This is a genomic window from Rhizobium sp. 2YAF20, from assembly GCF_052114685.1.
GTDB lineage: Bacteria > Pseudomonadota > Alphaproteobacteria > Rhizobiales > Rhizobiaceae > Rhizobium.
Genome location: NZ_JBFRFF010000010.1, coordinates 1 through 24,766, shown reverse-complemented (window position 1 = coordinate 24,766; position 24,766 = coordinate 1). Strand labels below are relative to the sequence as shown.

Here is a 24,766-nt window from a genome sequence, read left to right as displayed (position 1 = left end):
CGGATCCCAACATCGTTCAAGAGTTACTGGCCAAATATCCGTTGCCAGATCAGGCTAGGAGCTTATCAAGAATACGTTGCAGGTCGCCGCGATCGGACTGAGTGAGCGGGGCAAACAGTTCGGCCCGTACCTGTTCTGTGATGACGTTGGCCTCGGAAAGTTTGCGCTCGCCCGCCGATGTCAGGTGGTGCTCGATACGGCGTCCCTCGCCGGACTGGCGTTTGATCAGCCCGCGCGCTTCGAGCCGATTTGCGAGCGTTCCAAAGGACTGATCACTCTGGAAGGTCGCCAGTGCCAAGTCGTGTGCCGATGCGCCCGGGGCGCGATCGATGGCGCGCAGCGCGTCCCACTGTACAATCGACGTATCGATCACTGCCAAGGCGGCGTCGGCGGCGCGATGTTGGCGATGTTGCGCGCGCTTGACGGCGCGCCCAAGGGTCTCGAGATTCGTGCTCATCGGCTGACTCTAACGGGAGCTGCTTGACATATCAATATGCTGATATAACTATACGCATATAAGTATGTTGATATAGGTGGCCGAGATGATCGACAATGAGGTGATGGTGCGGGGCTGCGAGTTGCACTTTGCCGAAGGTGGGACGGGCAAGCCGGTGCTGGTGCTTCACGGTGGCGGTGGGACTGCAACGGTCGCCGAGATCGCACAGCATTTCGAGGCAGCACACCATGTCATCATGCCGACCCATCCGGGCTGGAATGGAACCGCCCGTCCGGCGTGGCTCGACAGCGTTGACGAGTTGGCGCTGTTCTACCTGCGGTTCCTGGCGCAACGGGGGATGCGCGACGTGCTGGTGATCGGCTCGTCGCTCGGCGGCTGGCTCGCGGCGCAGATGGCGTCGCGTGACATCGGTGGGCTGGTCGGAGGGATCGTCCTGATCGACGCCGTGGGGGTGGCGTTCCCCGAATATCCGATGGCGGACTTCTTCAGCCTAACCCCGCGCGGGATCGCCGAGCACGCCTATCACGACCCGAACCGGTTCTTCGTCGATCCTTCAACCTTGCCGCCTGAGCGTGTCGCGCTGCAACGCGGCAATATCGCTACGCTCAAAGCTCTGGCGGCCGATCCCTACATGCACGATCCGAAGTTGCTCGGGCGGCTGCACCAGGTTCAAATCCCGGCGCTGGTGATCTGGGGCGAAAGTGACCGCATTGCGACCCCGGCCTATGGCGCGGCCTATGCGAAGGCGCTTGGCAATGCCCGGTTCCAACTTGTGCCAAAGGCTGGGCACCTACCGCAGCTCGAGCAACCGCAGGCGACGCTCGCGCTCATCGATGGGTTCGCCGCACCCGACGCAATGGATAGGATCTAGGGCAGGGGATCCGAGGCCGATAAGTTTACGGTGCCCTCCGGCGTTCCTATCGCCGGCGACTGCGCATCCTTCTCCTATCGGGGCGAACGAATCCGCATCGAATCCGTGCCGCATGCCATCGGCGAGGCCGAACATGTCGCTGGCAACATTCTCGGCGCCGGGCGGTCCTATCGTCCCCGGCCCTGGTTCTGGTCGGATCAATATTCAACCAAATTGCAGATTGCCGGTTTCAACCGCGGCTATGACCGCGCGGCCATTTCCCACGGCACTGCCGAACGCAGTATGCGGTTTCCTATTTTCAGGAAGAACGGCTGTTCGCGGTGGGCTGCCTCAATGACGCACGCAGCTTCATGCTCGCAAAACGCCAGCTTGGCCTTTGAAACTGCGCTCAAGGTGCAATCATTGCCGCAATGGCGAAGCGTGGGCCCGCAAAGGCGTTGGCTGACATTAGCGGCTGTCTGACCGACCCATTTACCGGCCTGGACGGGCGCAAGTTCCACCGTCTGAAGTCGCCAGAGATGTCTTGCCCGTGCCGCGCCTCAGAAAAACGCCTGGATGCCGGTCTGCGCGCGGCCGAGAACGAGCGCATGAACGTCATGCGTGCCTTCATAGGTGTTGACCGTTTCCAGGTTCTGCGCGTGGCGCATGACATGGTATTCGATCTGTATGCCGTTACCGCCGTGCATGTCGCGGGCCTGGCGAGCGATATCAAGCGCCTTGCCGCAGTTGTTGCGTTTGACGATCGAGATCATTTCCGGTGCGAATCTGTGCTCGTCCATCAGACGTCCGACGCGCAAGCTCCCCTGTAGGCCGAGGGCGATTTCCGTCTGCATGTCGGCAAGCTTCTTCTGGAAGAGCTGCGTGCTGGCCAGCGGCTTGCCGAACTGGATGCGGTCAAGGCCATATTGACGGGCGCGCAACCAGCAATCCTCGGCGGCGCCGAGCACACCCCAAGAAATGCCGTAGCGGGCGCGGTTCAAGCAGCCGAAAGGGCCGGCAAGGCCAGAGACGCCGGGCAGTAGCGCATCTTCACCGACCTCAACACCGTCCAGCACGATCTCGCCGGTGATCGAGGCACGCAGCGACAGTTTACCGCCGATCTTTGGTGCCGACAGACCCTTCATGCCCTTTTCGAGAATGAAGCCGCGGATCTTGCCGTCATGTGCTTCCGACTTCGCCCAGACGACGAAGACATCGGCGATCGGCGCATTGGAGATCCACGTCTTGGAACCGCGCAGGCGATAACCGCCATCGATTTTTTCGGCGCGGGTCTTCATGCCGCCGGGATCGGAACCGGCATCCGGCTCGGTCAGGCCGAAGCAGCCGATGAGCTCGCCCGACACGAGGCCCGGCAGGTATTTGTCACGCTGCGCCTCGCAACCATAGGCATAGATCGGGTACATCACGAGCGAGGACTGGACGCTCATCATCGAGCGGTAGCCGGAATCGACGCGCTCGACTTCGCGCGCAACGAGACCATAGGCGACATAGTTGGCGTTGGCCGCGCCGTACTTTTCCGGCAGCGTCACGCCAAGCAGGCCGGCCTTGCCCATGAGCCGAAAGAGCTCGGGATCGGTGTGTTCATTGAGATAGGCTTCCTGGACGCGCGGCAGCAGTTCGGCCTCAGCGAATGCCGCGGCGGAGTCGCGGATCATCCGTTCTTCGTCGGAAAGCTGGTCGTCAAGCAGGAACGGGTCGTTCCAGGCAAAAGTGCTGGTTTTGGAAGCGCTGCTGGCATGGTTGGCGGACACGGACTTTCCCTCAAAAAGAGTGCGAAATGGCTTGCCTATGTCCATAGCGATTGCCGTTTGTTGAGAAAAACCCTATCTAGACCTAACTTCATGCATAAAATGCATAGGCTGAGATGCGCCCACGCCGTTTTCTTCCTTCGATAAGTCTCCTGTCGGCCTTCGAAGCCGTCTTGCGAACAGGCTCAACCGCTGCTGCAGCGCGCGAACTCGATCTGACGCAGAGTACTGTGAGCCGTCTGGTCCAGCATCTGGAACAACAATTGGGCCGGCCGCTGTTCGAGCGCCACAAGCAAAAACTCATTCCGACGGAGGCCGCACAGGCATATGGCCGAGATGTCAGCCGCGCGCTCGACCTCATCCAGCGAGGCAGCATGGAATTTACCGCTAATCCGGGAGGCGGTTCTCTGTCGCTTGCGATCCTGCCAGCTTTCGGCACGCGATGGCTAGCGCCACGGCTCGGCGATTTCCTCGTCGAGCACCCCGGCGTCACCATCAATCTGGCAACCCGCCTGAAGCGATTTAATTTTGCCGCCGAGAGCTTTGATGCCGCGATCCATTTCGGGACCGACGACTGGCGCGACGCTGGCCATTTGAAGTTGTTCGAAGAGCAGTTGACGGCATGTATTTCGCCAACGCTCCTGACCCGGCATCCGGTTGACAGCGCCCGTGATTTGGCCGGATTGCCGCTATTGCAGTTGGAAACAAGACCCGATGCCTGGAGAGCCTGGTTTACCGCGCAAAGCATCGAACCGCCGAGAATAGCAGGCATGTTGTTCGACCAATTTTCGACGATGACGCAGGCGGCTATTGTCGGGCTCGGAGTGGCCCTTCTTCCCGACTATCTCGCCGAGATTGAATTCAACGAGGGGCGGCTTGTGCCACTTCTCAAAAGATCGGTCCGGGGATCCGGCTCTTACTGGTTGGTGTGGCCGCAATCGCGCGCCAACTATCCGCCGCTCAGCGCATTTCGCACCTGGCTCGCTGCAGAGGTCTCACAAGAGGAGATCGGAGCGCATCCTCATTAGATGAATTGGCATGTAGGCGCGCGCAGTCATATGCGTGCCGCGCCCGGTTCGGCTGCCTTCGACTGGGACTTTGAGTGCTTCCTCAACGCCTTCTTCTTTAGGGCAATGATCTCCAGGAGCCGTTCCTGAACCGGGTCCGCAACCATCTTGCCGTCCCAATGCCTGGTCTGCTGTCTGATCAACTGTTGGACGAGGGGCATCATCTTCGGATCGGCCGTGTCGTCGTCGATGTTTGCAAAGTCGGCATCCTCGTCACGGTGCTTCCTCACAACTCAATCACTGAGTGCCTCGACGCAATCCAAGGGCCCATATCAACCGGCACCGGCGGTCACTATACCCTCCTAACTGTACTCTCCGTGAATTATCAAATAATACATAGAGTATACAATTTTGTTGACTCCTGATTTGGCGCATGGCAATTTCAATGCCAAGGCAGATTGAGGTCGTGCCGCTGATCCAAATTCAAGTGTTGGAGATTTTTCAGTGAAGAGCGGCAAGAACAGTTTGTACGACGACCTCAAGCGACAGATCCTGACGATGGAGCTCGAGCCGGACGAAGACCTGGACGAAGTCACATTGAGCGAGCGCTACGGCCTTTCACGCACGCCGGTCAGAGACGTCTTCCGCCGTCTGGCAGGTGACGGATACATCGAGATCCGGGAAAATCGTGGCGCGCGGGTCAGCCCGATGAACCATTCGACGCTGCGGCATTTCTTCCAGGTCGCGCCCATGATCTACGCGGCGATCGGACGTCTCGCGGTGCAGAATTTCAAGCCGAAGCAGTTGGTGGACTTAAAGCAGACCCAGACGCTGTTTCGCACGGCAAGCGAGGCCACCGATCCGGTGACGATGGTGCTTGAGAACAACCGTTTCCACGAAATCATGGGAGAGATGTCCGGGAACGTCTATCTCCAGCCAAGTCTGAACCGTCTCCTCATCGACCATGCCCGTATCGCCGGTACCCAGTTTCGCCCGCGGACCGAGGAAATGTGGGCTCGCATGAGACTGTCAGTCGACCAGCACGATGGGTTCATCGCCGCCATCGAGGCCCATGATGAGGATGCCGTTGTGGATCTCGTGTTCGAGCACTGGGAACTCTCGCGAGACAGAATGGAAATGTACATCACCCCCAAAGGTTTGAAAGCTGACGCGCTCGTCGACGGACCTGTCGCCGTGTCGATGGAGAAATCATCGTGAAATTCCAAGGTATCTATCCCCCGGCTGTCACGCCCTATGCTCCGGACGGCTCCATCGACAAGAAAGCCTATGCCGAAGTCCTCGAATCCCTGATCGAGGCCAAGGTTCACGGTGTCGTCGTCGGTGGCTCCACTGGCGAATACTACGCCCAGACCGCGCAAGAGCGCTTCGATCTCGCAGCCCATGCGAAGGATGTCCTGAAAGGGCGGATACCACTGATCATCGGCACCGGTGCGACACGAACCGAGGATTCGATCGAATACGCCAAGGCTGCCAAGTCGATCGGCGCAGACGCAATTCTCGTGTCCTCGCCCCCCTATGCGATACCGACCGAGCGTGAGAACGCGGTTCATGCGCTGGCGATAGACCGCGCAGCCAACCTGCCGATCATGCTTTACAACTATCCCGCCCGCATGGGCGTCTCGATGGGTGAGGAATACTTTTCCCGCGTGGGCAAGTCCAAGAACGTCGTCGCCATCAAAGAAGCCTCGGGCGACATGGCACGCGTCCACATGCTGGCACGTGAGTTCCCCCACATCGGCCTTTCCTGCGGCTGGGACGACCAGGCCCTCGAGTTCTTCGCCTGGGGTGCCCAAAGCTGGGTCTGTGCCGGCGCAAACTTCCTGCCTAAGGAGCACATCGCTCTCTACGAGGCCTGTGTCGTCGAGAAGAACTTCGACAAAGGCCGCAAGATCATGTCGGCGATGCTTCCCTTCATGAACTTGCTCGACGGCGGCAAGTTCGTCCAGTCGATCAAGTTCGGATGCGAGCTCAGCGGTCTGAAGGTCGGCAACGTACGGGCACCTCTCCGCCCTCTGACCTCGGAAGAAAAACGCGCTTTGCAGACGGTCGTAACCAACCTCAAGCGCACCATCGCTCAGATTATCTTGGGAGCCAACCATGCATGAAGTCCTGACTGCGGGTGAATATGCAGCGATCGCCGGCTCGATCACGCTTCCGGAAAACGCCTTCATCAACGGGGCCTTCCGACCGGCCGCATCCGGAAAGACGTTCGACACGATCAACCCAGCGACGGGCAAGGTACTGGCTGCGATCGCTGCCTGCGACTGCACCGACGTCGACTTCGCGGTCAGCAAGGCCAAGGAGGCTTTCGACGACGGCCGCTGGCGTTCGCTCTCGCCGAACGAACGCAAGACGGTTCTTCTGAAGTTCGCCAAACTGCTTGAAGAAAACAGCCACGAACTGGCCGTTCTCGAAAGCCTCGACAGCGGCAAGCCCGTCCGGGAATGCCAGACGATCGACGTTCCGGACACGATTCACACGATCCGCTGGCATGCGGAACTCATCGACAAGATCTATGACAACACGGCTCCCACCGGCGCGAATTCGTTGGCGCTCGTCGTCCGCGAGCCGATTGGCGTCGTCGGCTGCGTGCTGCCCTGGAATTTCCCGCTACTGATGCTCGCCTGGAAAATCGGCCCTGCTCTTGCCGCAGGCTGCTCGGTCATCGTCAAGCCAGCAGAGCAGACGTCGCTGACCACTCTGCGCGTCGGCGAACTTGCCCACGAGGCTGGTGTGCCGGCCGGCGTCCTCAACATCGTCACCGGCACCGGCAAGGACGTCGGCGAGCCGATCGGCATGCACAAGGATGTCGCCATGGTGAGCTTTACCGGTTCGACGCTGACAGGGCGACGGTTCCTGCGATACGCCGCCGACAGCAATCTGAAGCGCATCGTCCTCGAATGCGGCGGCAAGAACCCTGCCGTCGTCATGAATGACGCAGAAGATCTTGATCTCGTGGCAGAACAGGTCGTCTCAGGTGCCTTCTGGAATATGGGCGAAAACTGTTCGGCGACGTCGAGACTGATCGTACATGCTTCCGTCAAGGACGAGCTTCTGACCCGTATCGGTGCGTATCTTCGCGACTGGAAGATGGGCGATCCCCTCGATCCGGAAAACCGCGTTGGCTCGCTGGTCAGCCCGGAACACTTCGACAAGGTGAAGTCCTATCTCGATCAGGCCATCACGGAAAAACTGTCGGTCGTTTACGGCGGACGGACGGACAAGTCGATCTTCGTCGAGCCGACCGTGATCGACGGCGTTACGGCCGAAAGTCGCCTCTTCCAGGAGGAAATCTTCGGACCGATCCTGTCGGTGACGACGTTCTCCGACATCTCGCAAGCGATCGCTCTGGCAAACGACACGCCCTACGGACTGGCTGCCTCGGTCTACACCGGAAGCCTGCGCAACGCGATCAGGCTTTCCCGCGAGATCCGGGCCGGTGTGGTGACGGTGAATTGCTTCGGTGAAGGCGATGCGACGACCCCGTTCGGCGGCTTTAAGGAATCGGGCTTCGGTGGTCGCGACAAGTCAATCTTTGCCCACGACCAGTATACCGAGCTTAAGACCATCTGGATCGACGTTTCCGAACGTTCGATTGACGAGGCGATCAGATGATTGCCAAGGCCGTCAAACGTCTGCCGGTGGAAAACGGCATCTCGGGCTGGGAGGCGATCAGTCAACGTTCGTTTCCGGTCCGAAGCCTGGAAGGCAACGTGACGGCGGACTGGCTTATCATCGGCGCGGGATTCGCGGGGCTTTCCGCGGCACGGCGTCTGCTTGAACTTCGCCCAAACGACAAGATTGTCATTCTGGAGGCGAGCGAAGCGGGCAAGGGCACCGCTGGCCGAAATTCGGGCTTCATGATTGATGTTCCGCACAATCTCTCCTCGAGTGAATATTCGAGTGGCGGTGCGGACGCCACCCGATTGGAGATGGCCCAAAACCGCGCAGCACTCGCTTTTGCCACGCGCGTGGCGGACGAATACCGAATGTCGCGCCAGACGTTCGATCCTTCAGGCAAGATCAACGCCGCGGCGACGGCGCGCGGCATGAAGCTGAACCTGGCATTCGGTCAGTCACTGAAGGGTGCTGGCGAGAAGCACTCCTTCCTTGACGCGGCTGAGATGCGCGAGATCACCGGATCGGACTACTATCTCGGCGGACTCTATACGCCCGGCGCGGTCCTGATCCAGCCCGCGGACTATATCCGCGAGTTTGCCGCCGGGCTTTTAAGCAAGGTGGATATCTTCGAACGTTCGCCGGTCACCTCGTTGAGACGCGAGAATGGGGTCTGGACGGTTGCTTCCCCGCGCGGGACGGTCACTGCGCCCAAGGTGATATTGGGCGTTAACGGCCATGTGGACGACTTCGGCCATTTCCGCGGCCGTCTGATGCACATCTTCGCCTACGCCTCGATGACCGCGCCGTTTCCGGCAGAAGACTTCGGCCGCAAGGTCTCAGGACAGGACCGATGGGCGCTGCTTCCCGCAGACGCGATGGGCGCGACGGTTCGCAAGATCACGTCCGGCGGACAGTCGCGCATCGCGATCCGGACCAAATACACCTACGAGACGACAATCAGCCTAACGGAACGGCGCATAGCCAAGATGGCCGAAGAGCATCGGAACTCGCTCGATGCACGGTTTCCAGGTCTCAAGGGCATACCGTTCAAACATAGTTGGGCCGGGCGGCTCTGCCTCAGCCTGAACCACGTACCCGCCTTCGGCGAAGTCGAAGAAGGGCTTTACTCCGCCTGCTGCGAAAACGGGCTCGGAACCGTAAAGAGCACCCTGGCTGGCATGATGGCAGCCGAACTGGCGACCGGGACCACCTCCCGGCATCTCGAACAATACATGGATCACCCCAAGCCATCCAGGCTCCCGCCAGAGCCGTTCGCCTGGCTGGGCATCAACTCGGTGATCCGATGGCAGGAATTGCGTGCTGGCCGGGAAGGATGACCCTTCAGCCCACGCGATGGCGGAGACCCCGGCAGAACCGCAGGTCTTCGAAAGAAACGGGAACAGAAAACTAGGAGAGAACCGTGAAGACATTGTGGAAAGCATTATGCGCCGCAGCCATGGTCGGAATGACGATGCTGCCTGCGCACGCCGAAGAGAAGACCATCACGATGGGAACTCTGTCGTGGGAGGACCTGACGCCTATCACCGGGATCACCAAGAAGGTTCTTGAGGATGCAGGGTACACCGTCAAGGTAACCGAGTTCTCCGAGTGGGGAATTGCCTATGCCGCGCTGAGCAAGGGTGACATTCAGGTCCTTGCTTCCCAGACCGACTACGTTGCTCAGGACTATTGGGACAAAAACAAGAGCCGGCTCGAAAAGATCTCGCCTGTTTCTCACGGCCTGTTCCAGGGACTTGCCGTTCCGAAATACGTGCCGATCAACTCAATCGACGAGCTCAACGCTAACGCTGAAAAGTTCGGCGGCAAGATTGTCGGTATCGAGCCGGGTTCTGGTCTGATGCGCGACACGACCAACGTCGTCAAGGCCTATGACCTGAAGCTTCCGCTTGTCGAGGGCAGCACGGCGGCCATGACCGCCGCGTTGAAGTCTGCCGTCGACCGCAAGGAATGGATCGTCGCGACCGTTTGGACACCGTCCTGGATGGCGCAGAAGTACGACGTCAAGTTCCTCACGGATCCAAAGGGCGTCTACCCTCCGCCGCAGGGCTACTACTGGATCGGTCACAAGGGCTTTTCCGCGGACAACCCGCATGCACGTGAAGTGATGGCCAGCGTCTACATCCCGATCGATGACATCACCAACATGAATAGTGCAGTCAAGGACGGCAAGACCATGGATCAAGCCGTGAAGGATTGGACCGACAGCCATGCCGATCTGATCAAGCGCTGGGAAAACATCAAGAAGAGCTAATGGACGAACGGCCGCCCGGGTCCGATCCGGGCGGCCGACTTCAACATCAATCGAGTTGAGAAGCCGGGATCGAACTGGCTCCAGGGGATCGAGATGAGTGTACCCGATATCGCAGATAGTGAAGTGCTGATCGACTGTCAGTCGGTTTGGAAGATCTTCGGCGACAAGGCCAACGCTGCCGTCAAGGCAGTTCTGGACAAGGGACTGACCAAGAAGCAGATCCTTCAGAATTACAACTGCGTCGTGGGCGTCGCCGATGCGAGCATTCAGGTGCGCCGCGGAGAGATCTTCTGCATCATGGGCCTGTCGGGCAGCGGCAAGTCCACGCTCATCCGGCTGCTTAACAGGCTGATCGTCCCCAGTCTCGGCAAGGTGCTGGTAAAGGGTAATGACCTTGCTTGTCTGAGTGCTGCGGAGCTGCGCCGGACACGCGCGCGCCACATCGGAATGGTCTTTCAAAGCGTCGCTCTTCTGCCGCACCGGACGGTCCTTGAGAACGCTGCGTTCGGGCTGGAAGTGCAAGGGATCGGAAAGGTCGAGCGTAACAAGACCGCGACAGACGCGCTTGCAAAGGTAGGTCTTTCAGACTGGCTCACCCGCTATCCTTCAGAACTTTCGGGCGGCATGCAGCAGCGTGTCGGTTTGGCTCGCGCGATCGCCGCCAACCCGGAAATCATTCTCATGGACGAGCCGTTCAGTGCGCTCGATCCATTGATCCGACGTCAACTTCAGGACGAGTTCCGGCAGCTCACCAAGGAACTGGGAAAGTCCGCCGTATTCATCACTCATGATCTGGACGAAGCGATGCGGATTGGCGATCGCATCGCCATCATGAAAGACGGAGTGATCATTCAGGTCGGAACAGCGGAGGAGATCGTCCTCAACCCTGCCGACGATTATGTCGCCGAGTTCGTCGCCGGCATATCTCGCCTCCATCTCATAAAGGCGCATTCCGTCATGGGATCGGTTGCCGAGTATCAGCAAGCCCAGCCCAATTCCGATATCGGTACGCTGCTCACGACAAGCCCGGAAGCAGACATCGATGAATTGATCTCACTGACCCTGCGATCGGATCGCGACGGTATCGCGGTTGTCGATGGTGGCACCGTCGTCGGAGTGGTGACAACCCGCGGCCTCTTGCACGGCGTCAAAGGCACACAGCTTGACGAACCGGCCACGGCATAGTGCGATCTTCAATTGGAGCGTTCCGAAATGGACAGTTCAGGCTTTGCAGATAGTTTTGACCAGGCGACCGATAGTGCGCTCGAGTGGCTTGGCGACAATGCCCAGTTCATATTCGACTTCGTCCGAACGGTATTGGAGAATATCTATGGTGCCGTCCTCTGGGCGCTCGATGTTTCTCCGTTTTACGTCATCGCGATCCTCTTTGCGGTGCTTGGATGGCGGGTGGTGAATGTATGGTTCGGCCTCTTTGCAGGCGTTGCCTTGGTGTTCTGCGCAATTATCGGGCTGTGGCCGGAAACCATGAGCACGCTGGCTCTGGTCATCACGGCCACATTCCTGGCTCTGCTTGTCGCCATTCCAGCCGGTGTCGTCGCCGGGTTTGTTCCCGCCTTGGATCGTGCCGTTGAGCCAGTTCTCGATCTTATCCAGACCTTGCCCCCCTACATCTATCTGCTGCCGGCGATTGCGCTTCTTGGGTACGGGCCGGCGACGGCGCTGGTCGCGACCGTCATCGTTGCCGTTCCGCCGGCTTTCCGTCTCACCTCTCTCGGTATCCGGATGACACCAAACGAGTTCCTGGAGCTGGGTCACGCGACTGGCATTACCGGCCCGCAGATGTTCTTCAAGATCCGCCTGCCCTTTGCAATGCCAAGCATCATGGCCGGCATAAACCAGAGCCTGATGATGGCGTTCGGGATGGTGGTGATCGCCGGCATCGTTGGATCGGGCGGACTTGGCGAGACGATCTACGGCGCGATCCGGACGCTCGATATTGCTAAATCCATCAATGCCGCCATCGCCATCGTCGTCCTGACGATGGTTCTCGATCGACTGGCTCAAGGCGCGGCTAGTGCAAGCTATGGAGCGAAGAAATGAATCCTTCAATTCTCGAATATTCGCCCGGAGCCTTGCTCGCGCCATTCGTCGATTGGCTCAACAAGAACTTTCACCCGCTGTTCCAAACGATCAGCATCGTCATCGAGGCCGTGTTGGATGCCATCGAAAAGGCGCTTCTCTTCTTGCCGCCATATGCCGTCATCGCCGTGGTCGTCTTGCTTGCTTTGGCCGTGGCCGGTTGGCGGGTCGCTATCCTTGCGGCTCTCGCCTTGGGCTTCTGCCTGGCTGCGGGCCTCTGGACACCGTCGATGCAGACAATTGCACTTGTCAGTGTGTCAGTCGCGGTCTCCGTGCTGATCGCATTCCCGCTTGGTGTCGTCGCCTCGCGTCACAAAAGGATCGAGGCGGGAATTCGCCCGATCCTCGATATCATGCAGACGGTACCGCCCTGGGTGTACCTCATCCCGGCCGTCATGGTCTTCAGTCTCGGCCGCGTACCGGCAATTATTGCGACGATCGTCTATGGCGTACCACCAATGCTGAGGCTGACGACGCTGGCCTTCAACCAGGTTCCGAATGATCTGAAGGAGCTGGGCCAGGCGATCGGTGCATCGCCTATGGCAATTCTAGTCAAAATCGAGGTGCCTTCGGCCAAGCCGACGCTCGCCGTGGGTCTCAATCAGTGCATTCTGCTCTCCCTGGCAATGGTTGTTCTGGCCGGCCTGGTTGGAGCGGGTGGCCTTGGGGCTGAGGTGACTAGAGGCCTGACGCGGATGGAGATGGGTCTTGGACTGCGTGCCGGCCTTGCAATCGTTGCAGTCGCCCTTCTTCTTGATCGACTTTCGCGCGGTGCTCTTCAGCGAAAGCGCGCGGCAATCCCTGCCTAGCCGCCAAGAAATCGAGCCATCGACAACGGTAACACCTGCACGGGCGTTTCGTTCACAGACGACTACGGAGAATGAAAATGAGACAGATGGGACGCATCGGCATAATCGGTGGGGGCGGCTGGCTTGGTTCAGCATTGGCCAAGGCCCTGATCAGTTCGGGTGCTGTTCAACCAAATGCGCTGACATGCTCGTACCGGAGCGGAACGGCCGACGCGGCGATTAAATGCCATTGGACAAAGGACAACAATGAATTGGTTGCCCAATCCGATGTCGTCGTTCTTTCGGTACGCCCGTCTGACTGGAAGGCGGTCAAGATCGATGCGGCCGACAAGCTCATTGTTTCTGTGATGGCAGGGGTCACACTCGATCAAATCCACGAGGACACGGGCGCGCACCGGGTGGCAAGGGCACTGCCCAATGCGGCCGCCGAGCTTGGTTTTTCATATACGCCAATCTTTCTGCAATCTGATCGCGCTGGCGACCTGGAAATCGTCCGGACAATCTTTGAAAGTTGCGGACAGGTCGACATCGTCGAACGCGAAGATCACATCGACTACTTCACCGCCATGTCCGGCTCTGGAGAGGCATTTCCGGCACTCCTGGCAGAAGCGATGGTCTCCGACGCGGTATCGCGGGGCATTCCGGTCGAAATGGCCACCCGTGCCGCCCAACAGGTGATCATTGGTGCTGGCAGGCTTCAGGAGCGGCATGGACAGTCTCCAGCCGTAGCCGTCGAAGCGTTCGTGGCCTACAACGGCACCACAGCGGCCGGCATCCTCGCCATGCGCGAGAAAGGCTTCGAAACCGCAGTCCGATCCGGTCTCGAGGCCGCCTATCGAAAGGCGCTGGCGCTGTCACAGGGATGAAAGCCGCCTTTTGAAGAGTGGTGCTACCCAAGCAGCCGTCGGTTAGTCCAACAGGAGCTTCCAATGCGATCAACGAGCAAGAAAGAGGATAACCGTCTTACAATTGGGTTTATCCTGGCGAGATCCTTCACGCTTTCCGCCTTCTCCATGTTCGTCGACACGATCAGGCTTGCCAGCGACGAGTTTGACAGATCGGGGCGCGTCTTCGCCGACTGGCAGGTGCTGGCGAGCACCCAGCATCTGATCACTTCGAGCTGCGGCGTGAAGGTCGCGCCGACTTCGGCTTTGAGTTCGCCCGACCAGTTCGATTACATCGTCGTGGTCGGCGGCTTGCTCAACGTCGAGTCTCCTCTCGACGCTGAGACTCGAGCCTACCTTGTTCATGCAGCAAGGCTCGGGGTCACTTTGATCGGCCTTTGCACCGGCTCCTTTATCCTTGCCGACATCGGGTTGATGCGGAAACACAAAGCCTGCGTCAGCTGGCTTCACTACAAGTCCTACCGCGAGCGATTTCCCGATCATCCGGTCGAGTCCGAGAAGATCTTCAATCTCGAAAAAGACCGCGGGTCCTGCGCTGGCGGCAGCGGCTCGGCGGATATGGCGGCCTATCTGGTGAGATCCCATATCAGCAAGGATGCGGAGCGAAATGCCCTCGAAGTGATGCAGATTCAAAGAGCGCGCGCGGGCACCGATATCCAGCCGCGCCGTCCATTGTCTGAAGCCTATCAGGACCCTCGCCTCTGTTCCGCATTGATCCTTATGGAACAACATATCGACGACGAGCTGACCATCGATAACATTGCAGACGCTGTCGGCATCTCACGTCGCCAGTTGGAGCGACTGTTTTTGGTCGAGACCGGAACGTCGCCCGCGCAAGCCTATACGACGCTGCGGATGAAGAAGGCTCGAACGCTCGTTTTGCAAACAAGAGCTTCCTTCGTTGATATCGCCAACGACGTCGGTTTCAACAACGCCTCACATTTCAGTCGAGCCTTCAGACGGCTCTACGGAATATCGCCTTCGAAAGTCAGGTCGGCGGCTCGATTGCGGGAGACGGAATAATGGACCAGAGAAGTCAGAGCTTGCAGGAATTCGTCGATGCGTGTTTCGCCGCATACCAAGAGTTCGCCCCGCCTGCGCAAGGACATCGATCGATCTCGCAGATCTTCGGCTTGCTGGACCAGGCGCAAAACCAATCCGAACGACCAGGTGGTCGGTTGCCGGTTTGCGCCTACCTTAAAGAGGCACTCGACGTGGAAACGGGGCATTCTTCGCTTGATCATCTCATCGATCGTTTCAGGCCAATCGAACCTCTGCTGGAATGGCGTAGACGTCCCACCTATGACAAGTCGACCGCCAGCGAAAATTTCGTCGACGGGCATGCCAACGCCATGATCCTGGGTCCGGGAGGAATCGAAGATCGATCGGACGTCTGGCTGGGCGTGACCTTGCTAGCCCCGAACGTCCGTTATCCCGATCACAGTCATACGCCTGAAGAGGTCTACCTTGTTCTTTCGGATGGCGAGTTTCTACAGGATGGCCAGGGCTGGTTCACGCCGGGCATTGGGGGGTCGTTCTATAATGTGCCGCATATCAGACATGCTATGCGGTCCGGTGACAAACCACTGTTTGCTTTCTGGGCATTGCGAGTGCTTGCGCCGTCATAACAGACCGGCGCATTGAAACCTGTGCCCTGAGGATGGTCTGTCCCGACCGTCGTTCCGACACTTTCAGGTACGAGCTGGATTTTTGGGCTGAACACGATCGTGTTGGACAACGATGATCCCTTCACCGAGGGTTTCACCGTCGGAGACATCTGGGCATAAATCCCAGACTTGATGCTCGGTCGTTTCCAAGAAGGACGGCCTCCTCGTGGAGGCTCAACACTTAGAGAATGCCAATTTCCCATCGGCGTCAGTAAAGCAATCGAGCTCGTATCGTTCCCGGGATCTGGCGAAGCGCATCAAGGATGTCATCCGCTGTCTGGCCAACGCCCTCGGCTTCAATGACCACGTAACCCGTTTCGCCATACGTCTGCAGGAACTCACCGACGATATTGAGTGCGCGGGACGAAAAAATCGCATTCAGACTGTTTAGCATGCCGGGGCGATTCTCATGAACATGGATGAAACGCGTGCCGTTTGGACGTGGCGGCAGTTGAACCTGGGGAAAATTGACCGCGCCCAGTGTCGAGCCGACGTCGGAATACTCCACAAGCTTTCTGGAGACTTCCCCTCCGATGCGCTCCTGGGCTTCTTCCGTAGACCCGCCAATATGCGGAGTGAGAATGACATTGTCCAAACCCTGCAGCGGCGTTTCGAAACGCTCTTTATTGGATGCCGGTTCTTTCGGGAACACGTCGACAGCCGCGCCTGCGAGATGTCCTTCTTTCAAAACCTTCGCAAGCGCTTCAAGATCCACCACGGTCCCGCGTGAATTGTTGATGAAAAGGGCGCCCTTTTTCATTCTGCGCAGTTCGGCCTCAGTGATCATGTTTTGCGTCGAACGGGTTTCGGGAACATGCATCGTCACGAAATCTGAGATTTCGAGAAGCTCACCGAGCGTAGCCATCGATTCTGAATTGCCGTGGCGAAGCTTGTCTGAAGGATCAAAATAGCGCACGTTCATACCCATGCTTTCCGCAAGAACGCTAAGCTGCGAACCGATGTTGCCGTAGCCCACGATGCCTAGCGTTTTCCCGCGCACCTCTCGACTGCCTTCGGCAGATTTTTCCCATCCGCCTTCATGTGCAGAAGCCGAACGCGGGAAAATCCGCCTGGTCAGCATTATGATCTCACCGATCACAAGCTCGGCGACCGAGCGAGTGTTCGAATAAGGAGCGTTGAATACGGGTATCCCGCGCCGGCGGGCCGCATCCAGGTCGACCTGATTTGTCCCCACAGAAAAACAACCGACGGCCATAAGCTTTTTGGCGGAACGGAAAATTTCCTCTGTCAGATTGGTGCGCGAACGAATTCCGACAATATGCGCCTCGGCTATAAGACTTTTGAGATCCTTGTCATCCAGAGCCTTCGGCAGATGAGTCACGTTGGCGTAGCCGGATGACGAGAAGTAGTCCACAGCGCTCTGGCTAATGCCTTCAAGCAGTAGTACGGAAATCCGATCGCGCCGGAGAGAAAGTTGTCGGGTCATTGAATTGCTTTCGATTCTCGAATTCGATTAAGCCGGGGTCGCTTGTCGGCCATAAAAGCTCACAGATATGGCAAAATACTTAGCGACCATCCAACGGACAGAGCAAGACCAAACTCCACTCCGACGGCGGATATCTAAGGCTCTGTTGCTTTCAAAGGAAGCGATGCACAAAGAGGCGGCGCCTGTCAGGTGCGCGCGAATTCCAGCAGCGGCGCAATATCATGATTGTCTGCTGCGCGTAGGGCTGCGACGTAACGAGCGCGCAGTTCTCCAACATCAGCCAGACTGCCGCCGCCCCAACTGAAACGCTTGCCGCCAAGGCGTTCGATCAGAAGGTCGGCCGCCAAGCGAGCGTGACGGCCATTTCCATTCGGAAACGGGTGTATTGCGACCAGGCGATGGTGGAACCTGACCGCTATCTCGTCGGCTGGAAATGTCTCATGCTCGATCCAGTAGTGAACGTCCCTCAATAGGCTGCCGAACTCCACTCCAACGCGGTATGCCTGAATGCCGATGTTGCGCTCCGTCGTCCGGTAGGTTCCGGCCCATTCCCAGACGTCGCCCAGCATCCGCTTGTGCAGTGTTTGCATGAAGTCTTCGCTGAGCATTCGTTCAATCGACACGCGCCGGCGGCCACGCGCCCAAGCAGCACCCTCGACGATGTTTTCTTGCTCCGCCTCGTTAAGGTCGCGGCGGTGCGTGATCCATGTCTGAAGCAATCCCTCTCGCTCATGCGGCTCAAGGGGTGTGGCGTCCTCAGGCTCCTGAAATAGTTCCGTCATGTCTCGTTCCAGAGGTCGCGCTCGGAGAGTTTGTCGCGAATATATGCCTGGATGCGGGATTCGAAGTCCGCCTCATCCGTGCCTTGAGCTTCGAGCCGCATCGTATGCGCAACGCGCTGAAGCTCGCGCGTTGCGATTTTCCTCGCGCGCGCCTCAATGACAGCCTCAAGTGAACTGTTTGGAACGAGGGCGTAGACGAGCGTGCAATCCAGCGCCTCAGCTGCGCGACGTAAGGTATTGAGTTGGATCGTGCCTGCGGCTTCCGACTTCTCGATGGCTTCAACAGTTTGAGGTCGCACGCCAATGCGTGTGCCGAGCTGCGCGCCCGTCATCCCGAGCGCGTCGCGTAGTGCGCGCACCCATCCCTTCGGCGGTGCCCTGAACCGGTCAATCGGTTGCAGCGCTCGAAGTCTTTCATCGAGCCGTAGGCGCCCCCTCTTTCGACTGTCGCTCTTCATCCATCGCTCTCAGACTGTAAGCTGATTGTACATCGACATCTATCAGGATATAGACTGATTATCAATATGCATTGCTCAATCCATAGTATGATTTATGGGTCAAGATATCAGCCTGTAATCTGTGATTCAAGCATCAAAAAACAGGCTGGAGCCTGTGGACCCGCTCTGACCTACTACCACAGCTTGGGCACAGGTTCGACCTGCTGGTCGGGCGAATTGCGATCAACATGACCCCCTCGACAAGGGCGGAGCTATCGACGGCAAATCCGTGAGGGACCATCGTCGATGGTCGGATTGATTGACACATCCTGCCGATTTCTTATGTGAAACCAACAGCAGCCGACGCCAGAACTTCATCAAAAGTGATCAAAGCCAATATTCAATGCCGTTTGACACTCGTTTTCGGTATCAGTGTGGGCAGGTGATGTCATGATGCGGTTCAACGAAAGCGTTACGGCCCAACATTCCTAAGAACACCATCAACCAAGGACGCAGGATGAAATCGCTCAAGTTTGTTTTGTCGATATTCGCAGCATTGTTGATTGTGGCGGGGTTGGTTTGGGCGGCGCAGGGTAGCGGTTACTTTCCCTATCCGGCGAGCAGCTTCATGATCGACGAGACGAATTGGGTTTATCGCGGCGCGATGACGGCGATGGTCGGAGCCGTGCTGTTGTTTCTCGCCCGACGTCTTTGAGGCTCTTCGATCCGGAAGGATTGCCGCTTCCAGACGCCGCGCCTGCGAGCCATCCGAATATGTCTTCGCTCATGGAACCGTTCACAAGCTGCTGCATTGGTAGTTACAGGTGATGGAGTTCGCCTTTTAACCGCCGGCCGGCTGATGTCTCCTACAGCGTATCTTCGAGCACGGAGTGTTCGGCTGCACGCGTGTGAAAACGGAGGACGTCATGGCTTATCGAGATATCGTTGTTTACCTGGACGCCGGTGCAGATTGCCCAGCGCGCCTGCGCACCGCCATCAATGTCGCGACGAAACACCAAGCGCGACTGATCGGCGTGGATATCAGCACAAAAGAAGCCTTGGGAGGCGAAAGTCGCGAGCGCGCGTTGGCGATCGAAGAGGAATTCACAACGGCGGCCCAAGAGGCCGGGCTCGACTTCGACTATCACCCGGCACGGCCGGAAGCGCACACTGCTGAACAGCTCTTTTCCCACTGCGCGGATCTGCTCGTGACGACGCAGCCGCATCCAGATCAACGCCATCTCGCCAATTCGGCAGTCCCTAGAGACATTCTAGTCACCGCCGGCGTTCCGATGCTGGTTCTGCCAACCGGCTGGACAGGCGTCGACCCAATCGGCGAGCAGGTGGTGATTGCCTGGAATTTCAGCCGGGAGGCAACGCGTGCCGTTCACGACGCGATGCCAATCCTTAAGGCCGCAAAGAAGGTGTTTGTCTTCGTATTTGCCAGCAACTACAGCGATCAGAATACTGATGTTCAGGCGATCAAGAACCATCTCGAACGACATGACGTCACGGTCGCTTTAGAAGGATGGCGGGGCAGGGGAGAAACCGATTTCACCAGCGCCTTGTTCGCTGGCCTCGACCGTGAAAACGCCGATCTTATCGTGTGCGGGGCCTACGGCCACTCTCCGCTGTTCGAGGACATGTTCGGTGGGGCAACACAGAAGCTGATAAACAACATTTCCATCCCAGTACTGATGTCGCATTAAAGCCCGGCGGTTTGAGGTAGGAAGCGGTGGATCCGATTGCCCCATCTCCTTCAACGCAATTTTTCGACCGCGGGCGGTCATCGCTCGTCGATCGCTTCTGAGGTTCTCCGGCGCTACGGTGTCGTTCCCGGGCAAGACCGCTACAACTAAGCCCGACCAAGCGACGACTGAAGCAGCGCCAAAGAAAGCCTTCGTCTGGATTTCCCGAAACGTCCTGCTTCTGGCGCTGGCGAGCCTCTTTGCCGACATCTCGACGGAGATGCTCTATCCGATCCTGCCGGTTTTCCTGACCCAGACGCTGGCCGCGAGCGGCAGCGTCGTTGGATTGGTCGACGGCGTCGCTCAGGCGAGCATCGCGCAGGGGTTCTCAGGCTGGCTCTCCGACAGGCTTAGAGCGGCGTCCTGACCATCACCCTTCCAAAGACAGAAATGCCACAGACAAGTGCCAAGCGCACCATGATCAAGAGCTGAGGCCACCGTCATTCCGTCTCAATGAAAATGAAAGACCGATCCGCCGCTTCAAGTAGGGTATCGGCAATGTTACCGTATGACAATCGATCGCCCGCCCGTCGGCTGACCCCCAGGACGATGAGGTCGTAACGGCCTTTGCGAGCATGACGAAGGATCGAAAGCTCGGGCGATGCTCCGTCCTGAACGATCTTCTGCACCTTCACACCGTAGTGGCCTGCAATCTCGTCTATCCTCCTGAACGCCGTCAAGTGCGCGTTGCTGGCATCGCTTACGCGGGGCAGGGAACTCGTCTGCTGCGGATCGCGTATGTAAAGCACTGCGATCGCACAGCCTGTCGCCTTGGCGATTAGAAACCCGAATTCTGCCGCCCTGACAGAGCGTTCCGTCCCGCTGATCGGGACGAGGATGCGCACATTCTTGTCGGCTTCCGGCCGTCTTCCCCTGGAAGACACGATCGCGGTCGTTCCTTTAAACGCGGACGTCATCAAGCAAACACGTTCATCGAAGCCGCCATGCGGATCCGCGGTTGGTTCTACGCCTATGAAGAGTAGGTCGTGCCCCTTCTCCGAGCCGTCTCCCAGTACCTTGGAAAGATCGGCATCCTTGAGCCTCGTGTTTATATGGACATCACCGCCTCCAATTTCCCCGGTATCGGCCGTTGCTGCGATTGTTTGGTCGGCGGTTGACCTTACGCGCTCCGCCGCCGCCTCGGTCCTCGCTTGCATCGATTGAGATTTGGTCGTGTCACCGCGTGTGTGAGATGCCGTGTTGTCATCGCCGACGACATTGAGCACCGTGACAGGCATCTTCCTCACTGCCGCAAAATGCGCGGCGATATGCCCGGCAAAATCGCTGCTTGCAGAAAGATCGATTGCGAGGAGAATCCGTTCAAATTTTGATAGGTAGCTTTTCTCCTCGAACTGCTCCTGTTCGAGGCGGCCACGCTCCTCTTCGCGCATCGGTAACCGTGCCAAGGCCCACCGCAACGTCGGCGGCATCGCCATGGTCGTTACGACCGCCATGGCGACGATGACGGAGAACAGTCGTTGATCGAGGACCCCAACGGACAGGCCGATCGAGGCGACGATGACCTCGGTCGAACCCCGCGCATTCATGCCACACCCGAGAGCGATCGCCTCGGAGTTCGAAAACCCGCCAAATTTGGCGCCGGCGAAGGCACCGCCGAACTTGCCAACGCTCGCGATCAGGATCAGGCCGATTGCCAGAAGAAGTATCTGCGGATCACGCAAGACACTGAGATCGGTTTGTAGGCCGGTCAATCCGAAGAAGACAGGCATGAACAGTGCGGTCGTCAACGCACGCAACTGTACGTCTATTTGCCGCGTGAGGATTGGCGATTGCCCGACCAGGATGCCGGCGACGAAAGCGCCGAGCACGGTGTGCACACCGATCAGATTTGTGATGATCGCCATGCCGCCCATGATCGCGATGATGGCGCTGAGAACCGGAAGGTCGCTGCGAAACCTGTCATTCGTCCATCGGATGATTTCGAAGACGATACGCCGGCCGATCGTGAAGCTGAACGCCATGAAAGCAAGTGTGCCGAAGATGCTTCTCGCAAGCGTCACCAGATCGACCGTGCCATTTTCGGCAAGGCCGAAGGTGACCGCGATAATCACCCATCCCACGGTATCGTCGATGATCGCCGAGGCGACGATCAACTGGCCGATATTGCGGCGCATAAAATCCATTTCCCGCACCACTGAGGCGACGATCTTGACCGACGAGATCGACAGCGCCGTGCCAAGAAAGAGGGACGTGACCAGCCGGGCTTGCGGATCCGGCAGGAGACTGGAAGGAAGGAGTTCTCCCAAAGTAAAACCGAGTGCGAATGGAAGGACAATACCCGCAAGCGAGACGCCGGCGGCGGCGCGTCGCAGCCGAAGAGCAAGACCCAGATCGGTCTCCATGCCCGCCAACAGCAGCAGAAAGAGAACACCGAGCTGTGCCACCGCATCGGTCATGCTCTTTTGTCCGATGGAGGGTGGAAATATCTGCGCCTGCGCATCAGGCCAAAGGGCGCCGAGGACTGATGGCCCAAGGACAATGCCACCGATGATCTGACCCATGATCGATGGCTGCCCGATTCGAACCATCGCTTCGCCGAGCAACCTTCCGATGACGACAAACAGGACAATCTGAACAAGAAACAGAGCCTCGGACGGGGCCGCCACTTTGGGTCCCTCTGCTGCAAAGGCAGCGTTGCAAACCACAAAAATGCCGATCGTCGAAGCGGGCAGAATCCAATTCGGTGCTGTTACCGACCGTCGAAATGCGTACATGACTTTTACGGCGCGCCCCAGATTGTCGGGATCAAACGCTTGAACCGGATCTGCGTTCCCTACCTTATGGCATTCTTGCCGTCCGCCATCGCCGAGGCCTCGTAAGCTTGGAGATTGGTCGGTGAGGGCACCAGCCTCAGGTGCCGTCTCGATGTCGTCAGGCCGATGCGTGCAAGCTCCTTCGCCTTTCAACCACGAAGGCCGAAGATAGCCCCGGCCTCTCATTTGGGTACGCTGTTCTCGAAGCTCACTCCGCGCAGGAGGCGATCGAACGGCTGGAACGTGACGTCAGGAACAATCTTGTCACTACGGCCCCACCATGCCTCGAATGCGCGCATCGCAACTCGCCAACGTCGTTGCGAAACGATGGCCAAACCTCCCGGTTGTGCTCGTGACCGGCTACGCAGAGATGCGTGAGGGTGCCAACTAGGATCTGTTGCGTCTGCCGCGGCAGCCGACGCCGGCGCAGCTCGGTGAGATCGTTGTCAAGGCCGTCATGCCACTTCCGTCGCGTCTTGGCACCCGGCGATAGGGGAACTTCATCAATCGCGGGGTGTTCAGTCCAGAACGTGTTCCCGTAAATTAGGATCCGATGAAAATTGCTACCTATAACGTGAACGGGGTCAACGGCCGTCTCGATGTCCTGCTGCGCTGGCTGGACGAGGCGGGGCCTGACATCGTCTGTCTGCAGGAACTCAAATCTCCCGATGAGCGATTTCCCAAGGAGGCAATTGAACGAGCAGGATATCAAGCCATCTGGCATGGCCAGAAGAGTTGGAACGGTGTGGCGATCCTTTCACGTGGCCGCAAGCTGGTGCAAACACGACGCGGTCTTCCCGGCGATAACAGCGACAGCTATAGCCGATACATCGAAGCGGTTGTCGACGGCGTGTTGGTCGGTTGCCTCTATCTGCCGAATGGCAATCCCGCACCCGGACCCAAGTTCGATTACAAGCTCGATTGGTTTCGACGGTTGTCCGACTACGCCGAAGAGTTGCTGGCGCTCGAAGTGCCTGTGGTTCTGGCCGGTGACTACAACGTTATGCCGACCGAGCTGGACGTCTACAAGCCCGAGCGTTGGGTCGACGACGCCCTGTATCGGCCAGAAGTCCGGGAAGCCTTTCGCGAACTGGTGGAGCAGGGGTGGACTGACGCGCTGCGGGAGCTTTACCCGGACCAGCGGATTTATACGTTCTGGAAGTATCTTCGCAACTCGTTTGCTAGGGATGCCGGTCTGCGTATTGACCATTTCCTCCTCAGTCCTTCGGTCGCCAACGGGCTTATAGGCGGCGGGGTCGACAAGTTCGTCCGAGGGTGGGAGCATACCAGCGACCATGCGCCTGCCTGGATCGAATTTGCGTGATGAACTCATTTTATCCGCGACGCGGGGGACCCGGCGAAAAACCGGAAGGAGAAGATGGCGAGCCCAGCCAACTCGCAAAAGGGAAGTGCAACAGCAACTTTAGGTCAGGGCCTGGGCTTGCCACAAAGCCGCCTGCGTGTTTAGCCGAAGTCAAAGCGCAGGCTCTGGCAACGCAGCGGTGTCACTGCTCCTTTTTCCGGAGCAGCACCGACGGCGAATGATTTGCCGCACTTGTGCGGATCAAGCCGGTTGAGGTTAGCGTCGCTTTCATTTCCATGCGCGACCGATGTTTGCCATCGCCGCCACGGAACAAATTTGTCCCGTCATCTGTTGATGAACGGAGACCGTTCTGTCGCTGGAAACGTAGATGGTCTCGTCATTGAGTCAGCTTTCGTGATCGTTTTAAAGACTGATGGTACACGGAATCGGACCGTTCGTATGGAAGCGCCACCGCTTGAAAGAAAGCTTTCTGCAATTCTGGCAGCCGACGTCGAGGGCTACTCTCGACTGATGAATGTTGACGAGGAGCGATCGTGTCCCGGGAAGTGGTGTAGCTGACGGAAGGTAGCAAAGCCGAGCGCCCGCGCGTTTTTCATAGCGCTGTAGCGGGTGGTCGGGTTTGCGGGCGGCCATCAGTGTTTTCCGCTAGGGTCGGGTTGTTGAAGACCAACCTGACGGAAAGACCACCGATGACCAATGACATGATGGACGTGCGCTCGCTTGTTGAGAAGAGCGCGGATGCAGATTTATTGCGTGAGATGATCGGTTTTGCAGCC

General features: G+C 58.3%; 25 protein-coding genes, 1 pseudogene and 1 riboswitch. Of the genes and pseudogenes, 19 read left to right on the top strand and 7 right to left on the bottom strand.

What is annotated here, in order from left to right; translation table 11 throughout:
- Window positions 1–49 precede the first annotated feature (49 nt).
- Complete coding sequence (locus AB4Z52_RS14695; RefSeq protein WP_442218666.1) at window positions 50–457, bottom strand: MarR family winged helix-turn-helix transcriptional regulator; 408 nt, start codon at window positions 455–457, stop codon at window positions 50–52.
- A gap of 85 nt (window positions 458–542) precedes the next feature.
- On the opposite strand from AB4Z52_RS14695, the gene AB4Z52_RS14690 reads away from it, so the two are divergent.
- On the top strand, window positions 543–1,328 hold the full coding sequence (locus AB4Z52_RS14690; protein ID WP_442218665.1) for an alpha/beta fold hydrolase: 786 nt from the start codon (window positions 543–545) through the stop codon (window positions 1,326–1,328).
- A 30-nt stretch (window positions 1,329–1,358) separates the two neighbouring features.
- Window positions 1,359–1,790, top strand: a complete 432-nt coding sequence (locus AB4Z52_RS14685) for an oxidoreductase C-terminal domain-containing protein (RefSeq protein ID WP_442218664.1) — start codon at window positions 1,359–1,361, stop codon at window positions 1,788–1,790.
- 77 nt (window positions 1,791–1,867) lie between these two features.
- Here the strand turns inward: AB4Z52_RS14685 and AB4Z52_RS14680 are convergent, their stop codons facing one another.
- Window positions 1,868–3,079, bottom strand: a complete 1,212-nt coding sequence (locus tag AB4Z52_RS14680; RefSeq protein WP_442218663.1) for an acyl-CoA dehydrogenase — start codon at window positions 3,077–3,079, stop codon at window positions 1,868–1,870.
- Window positions 3,080–3,192: 113 nt separating this feature from the next.
- Here AB4Z52_RS14680 and AB4Z52_RS14675 point away from each other — a divergent pair, with 113 nt between their 5' ends.
- Window positions 3,193–4,104 (top strand): LysR family transcriptional regulator, encoded by a 912-nt coding sequence (locus tag AB4Z52_RS14675; protein ID WP_442218662.1) that lies wholly within the window; start codon window positions 3,193–3,195, stop codon window positions 4,102–4,104.
- Between the two features lie 26 nt (window positions 4,105–4,130).
- Here AB4Z52_RS14675 and AB4Z52_RS14670 read toward each other — a convergent pair whose 3' ends face one another.
- Window positions 4,131–4,373 carry a hypothetical protein gene (locus AB4Z52_RS14670; RefSeq protein WP_442218661.1) on the bottom strand — a complete coding sequence of 81 codons (243 nt, stop codon included), beginning with the start codon at window positions 4,371–4,373 and terminating at the stop codon, window positions 4,131–4,133.
- 214 nt (window positions 4,374–4,587) lie between these two features.
- Between AB4Z52_RS14670 and AB4Z52_RS14665 the strand changes: the two genes are divergently transcribed.
- From AB4Z52_RS14665 to AB4Z52_RS14610, 12 genes and pseudogenes are all read left to right on the top strand, one after another.
- Window positions 4,588–5,301 (top strand): GntR family transcriptional regulator, encoded by a 714-nt coding sequence (locus AB4Z52_RS14665; RefSeq protein WP_442218660.1) that lies wholly within the window; start codon window positions 4,588–4,590, stop codon window positions 5,299–5,301.
- Window positions 5,298–6,209, top strand: coding sequence for a dihydrodipicolinate synthase family protein (locus AB4Z52_RS14660; RefSeq protein WP_442218659.1), 912 nt, complete (start codon window positions 5,298–5,300; stop codon window positions 6,207–6,209). Before AB4Z52_RS14665 ends, AB4Z52_RS14660 begins: the two co-directional genes overlap by 4 nt.
- Window positions 6,202–7,719 carry an aldehyde dehydrogenase gene (locus tag AB4Z52_RS14655; protein WP_442218658.1) on the top strand — a complete coding sequence of 506 codons (1,518 nt, stop codon included), beginning with the start codon at window positions 6,202–6,204 and terminating at the stop codon, window positions 7,717–7,719. The genes AB4Z52_RS14660 and AB4Z52_RS14655 overlap by 8 nt, the downstream gene beginning before the upstream one ends.
- A complete protein-coding gene (locus tag AB4Z52_RS14650) occupies window positions 7,716–9,062 on the top strand; it encodes an NAD(P)/FAD-dependent oxidoreductase (RefSeq protein WP_442218657.1) in 1,347 nt (448 codons plus the stop codon). Before AB4Z52_RS14655 ends, AB4Z52_RS14650 begins: the two co-directional genes overlap by 4 nt.
- An 83-nt stretch (window positions 9,063–9,145) precedes the next feature.
- Window positions 9,146–9,997 carry a glycine betaine ABC transporter substrate-binding protein gene (locus tag AB4Z52_RS14645; RefSeq protein WP_442218656.1) on the top strand — a complete coding sequence of 284 codons (852 nt, stop codon included), beginning with the start codon at window positions 9,146–9,148 and terminating at the stop codon, window positions 9,995–9,997.
- Window positions 9,998–10,090: 93 nt separating this feature from the next.
- A complete protein-coding gene (locus AB4Z52_RS14640) occupies window positions 10,091–11,182 on the top strand; it encodes a quaternary amine ABC transporter ATP-binding protein (RefSeq protein ID WP_442218655.1) in 1,092 nt (363 codons plus the stop codon).
- 27 nt (window positions 11,183–11,209) lie between these two features.
- Window positions 11,210–12,058, top strand: coding sequence for an ABC transporter permease (locus tag AB4Z52_RS14635; protein ID WP_442218654.1), 849 nt, complete (start codon window positions 11,210–11,212; stop codon window positions 12,056–12,058).
- Window positions 12,055–12,906, top strand: coding sequence for an ABC transporter permease (locus AB4Z52_RS14630; protein WP_442218653.1), 852 nt, complete (start codon window positions 12,055–12,057; stop codon window positions 12,904–12,906). Before AB4Z52_RS14635 ends, AB4Z52_RS14630 begins: the two co-directional genes overlap by 4 nt.
- A gap of 77 nt (window positions 12,907–12,983) precedes the next feature.
- Window positions 12,984–13,772 (top strand): pyrroline-5-carboxylate reductase family protein, encoded by a 789-nt coding sequence (locus AB4Z52_RS14625; RefSeq protein WP_442218652.1) that lies wholly within the window; start codon window positions 12,984–12,986, stop codon window positions 13,770–13,772.
- Window positions 13,773–13,835: 63 nt separating this feature from the next.
- Complete coding sequence (locus AB4Z52_RS14620) at window positions 13,836–14,834, top strand: GlxA family transcriptional regulator (protein WP_442218651.1); 999 nt, start codon at window positions 13,836–13,838, stop codon at window positions 14,832–14,834.
- Entirely contained in the window at window positions 14,834–15,439 is a 606-nt protein-coding gene (locus tag AB4Z52_RS14615; protein ID WP_442218650.1) for a dimethylsulfoniopropionate lyase, read from the top strand. The genes AB4Z52_RS14620 and AB4Z52_RS14615 overlap by 1 nt, the downstream gene beginning before the upstream one ends.
- Window positions 15,440–15,490: 51 nt before the next feature.
- Window positions 15,491–15,598 (top strand): annotated as a pseudogene (locus tag AB4Z52_RS14610) (proline racemase family protein); the annotation flags it as partial.
- Window positions 15,599–15,686: 88 nt separating this feature from the next.
- On the opposite strand, the gene serA reads toward AB4Z52_RS14610, so the two are convergent.
- From serA to AB4Z52_RS14595, 3 genes are all read right to left on the bottom strand, one after another.
- On the bottom strand, window positions 15,687–16,925 hold the full coding sequence (gene serA / locus AB4Z52_RS14605; protein ID WP_442218649.1) for a phosphoglycerate dehydrogenase: 1,239 nt from the start codon (window positions 16,923–16,925) through the stop codon (window positions 15,687–15,689).
- A 185-nt stretch (window positions 16,926–17,110) separates the two neighbouring features.
- On the bottom strand, window positions 17,111–17,707 hold the full coding sequence (locus AB4Z52_RS14600) for a mobile mystery protein B (RefSeq protein ID WP_442218648.1): 597 nt from the start codon (window positions 17,705–17,707) through the stop codon (window positions 17,111–17,113).
- Window positions 17,704–18,165 carry a mobile mystery protein A gene (locus AB4Z52_RS14595; RefSeq protein ID WP_442218647.1) on the bottom strand — a complete coding sequence of 154 codons (462 nt, stop codon included), beginning with the start codon at window positions 18,163–18,165 and terminating at the stop codon, window positions 17,704–17,706. The genes AB4Z52_RS14600 and AB4Z52_RS14595 overlap by 4 nt, the downstream gene beginning before the upstream one ends.
- A gap of 496 nt (window positions 18,166–18,661) precedes the next feature.
- On the opposite strand from AB4Z52_RS14595, the gene AB4Z52_RS14590 reads away from it, so the two are divergent.
- From AB4Z52_RS14590 to AB4Z52_RS14580, 3 genes are all read left to right on the top strand, one after another.
- The gene (locus AB4Z52_RS14590; protein ID WP_442218646.1) at window positions 18,662–18,859 is read left to right on the top strand and encodes a hypothetical protein; all 198 of its coding nucleotides are present in this window, start codon (window positions 18,662–18,664) and stop codon (window positions 18,857–18,859) included.
- A gap of 99 nt (window positions 18,860–18,958) precedes the next feature.
- A riboswitch (Fluoride riboswitch) is annotated at window positions 18,959–19,020 on the top strand.
- Between the two features lie 50 nt (window positions 19,021–19,070).
- Window positions 19,071–19,853 (top strand): universal stress protein, encoded by a 783-nt coding sequence (locus tag AB4Z52_RS14585; protein WP_442218645.1) that lies wholly within the window; start codon window positions 19,071–19,073, stop codon window positions 19,851–19,853.
- Window positions 19,854–19,971: 118 nt separating this feature from the next.
- Complete coding sequence (locus AB4Z52_RS14580) at window positions 19,972–20,259, top strand: hypothetical protein (protein WP_442218644.1); 288 nt, start codon at window positions 19,972–19,974, stop codon at window positions 20,257–20,259.
- A gap of 73 nt (window positions 20,260–20,332) precedes the next feature.
- Here the strand turns inward: AB4Z52_RS14580 and AB4Z52_RS14575 are convergent, their stop codons facing one another.
- On the bottom strand, window positions 20,333–22,627 hold the full coding sequence (locus tag AB4Z52_RS14575) for a cation:proton antiporter domain-containing protein (RefSeq protein ID WP_442218643.1): 2,295 nt from the start codon (window positions 22,625–22,627) through the stop codon (window positions 20,333–20,335).
- Between the two features lie 592 nt (window positions 22,628–23,219).
- On the opposite strand from AB4Z52_RS14575, the gene xth reads away from it, so the two are divergent.
- On the top strand, window positions 23,220–23,990 hold the full coding sequence (gene xth / locus AB4Z52_RS14570; RefSeq protein WP_442218642.1) for an exodeoxyribonuclease III: 771 nt from the start codon (window positions 23,220–23,222) through the stop codon (window positions 23,988–23,990).
- Window positions 23,991–24,766: the final 776 nt, after the last annotated feature.

Bases quoted from the DNA above. Each gene is read 5' to 3' on its own strand.
- AB4Z52_RS14695 (WP_442218666.1), bottom strand. From the start codon at position 457: ATGAGCACGAATCTCGAGACCCTTGGGCGCGCCGTCAAGCGCGCGCAA.
- AB4Z52_RS14690 (WP_442218665.1), top strand. From the start codon at position 543: ATGATCGACAATGAGGTGATGGTGCGGGGCTGCGAGTTGCACTTTGCC.
- AB4Z52_RS14675 (WP_442218662.1), top strand. From the start codon at position 3,193: ATGCGCCCACGCCGTTTTCTTCCTTCGATAAGTCTCCTGTCGGCCTTC.
- AB4Z52_RS14655 (WP_442218658.1), top strand. From the start codon at position 6,202: ATGCATGAAGTCCTGACTGCGGGTGAATATGCAGCGATCGCCGGCTCG.
- AB4Z52_RS14650 (WP_442218657.1), top strand. From the start codon at position 7,716: ATGATTGCCAAGGCCGTCAAACGTCTGCCGGTGGAAAACGGCATCTCG.
- AB4Z52_RS14640 (WP_442218655.1), top strand. From the start codon at position 10,091: ATGAGTGTACCCGATATCGCAGATAGTGAAGTGCTGATCGACTGTCAG.
- AB4Z52_RS14635 (WP_442218654.1), top strand. From the start codon at position 11,210: ATGGACAGTTCAGGCTTTGCAGATAGTTTTGACCAGGCGACCGATAGT.
- AB4Z52_RS14630 (WP_442218653.1), top strand. From the start codon at position 12,055: ATGAATCCTTCAATTCTCGAATATTCGCCCGGAGCCTTGCTCGCGCCA.
- AB4Z52_RS14625 (WP_442218652.1), top strand. From the start codon at position 12,984: ATGAGACAGATGGGACGCATCGGCATAATCGGTGGGGGCGGCTGGCTT.
- AB4Z52_RS14620 (WP_442218651.1), top strand. From the start codon at position 13,836: ATGCGATCAACGAGCAAGAAAGAGGATAACCGTCTTACAATTGGGTTT.
- AB4Z52_RS14615 (WP_442218650.1), top strand. From the start codon at position 14,834: ATGGACCAGAGAAGTCAGAGCTTGCAGGAATTCGTCGATGCGTGTTTC.
- serA (WP_442218649.1), bottom strand. From the start codon at position 16,925: ATGACCCGACAACTTTCTCTCCGGCGCGATCGGATTTCCGTACTACTG.
- AB4Z52_RS14600 (WP_442218648.1), bottom strand. From the start codon at position 17,707: ATGACGGAACTATTTCAGGAGCCTGAGGACGCCACACCCCTTGAGCCG.
- AB4Z52_RS14595 (WP_442218647.1), bottom strand. From the start codon at position 18,165: ATGAAGAGCGACAGTCGAAAGAGGGGGCGCCTACGGCTCGATGAAAGA.
- AB4Z52_RS14590 (WP_442218646.1), top strand. From the start codon at position 18,662: ATGAAATCGCTCAAGTTTGTTTTGTCGATATTCGCAGCATTGTTGATT.
- AB4Z52_RS14585 (WP_442218645.1), top strand. From the start codon at position 19,071: ATGGCTTATCGAGATATCGTTGTTTACCTGGACGCCGGTGCAGATTGC.
- AB4Z52_RS14575 (WP_442218643.1), bottom strand. From the start codon at position 22,627: ATGTACGCATTTCGACGGTCGGTAACAGCACCGAATTGGATTCTGCCC.
- xth (WP_442218642.1), top strand. From the start codon at position 23,220: ATGAAAATTGCTACCTATAACGTGAACGGGGTCAACGGCCGTCTCGAT.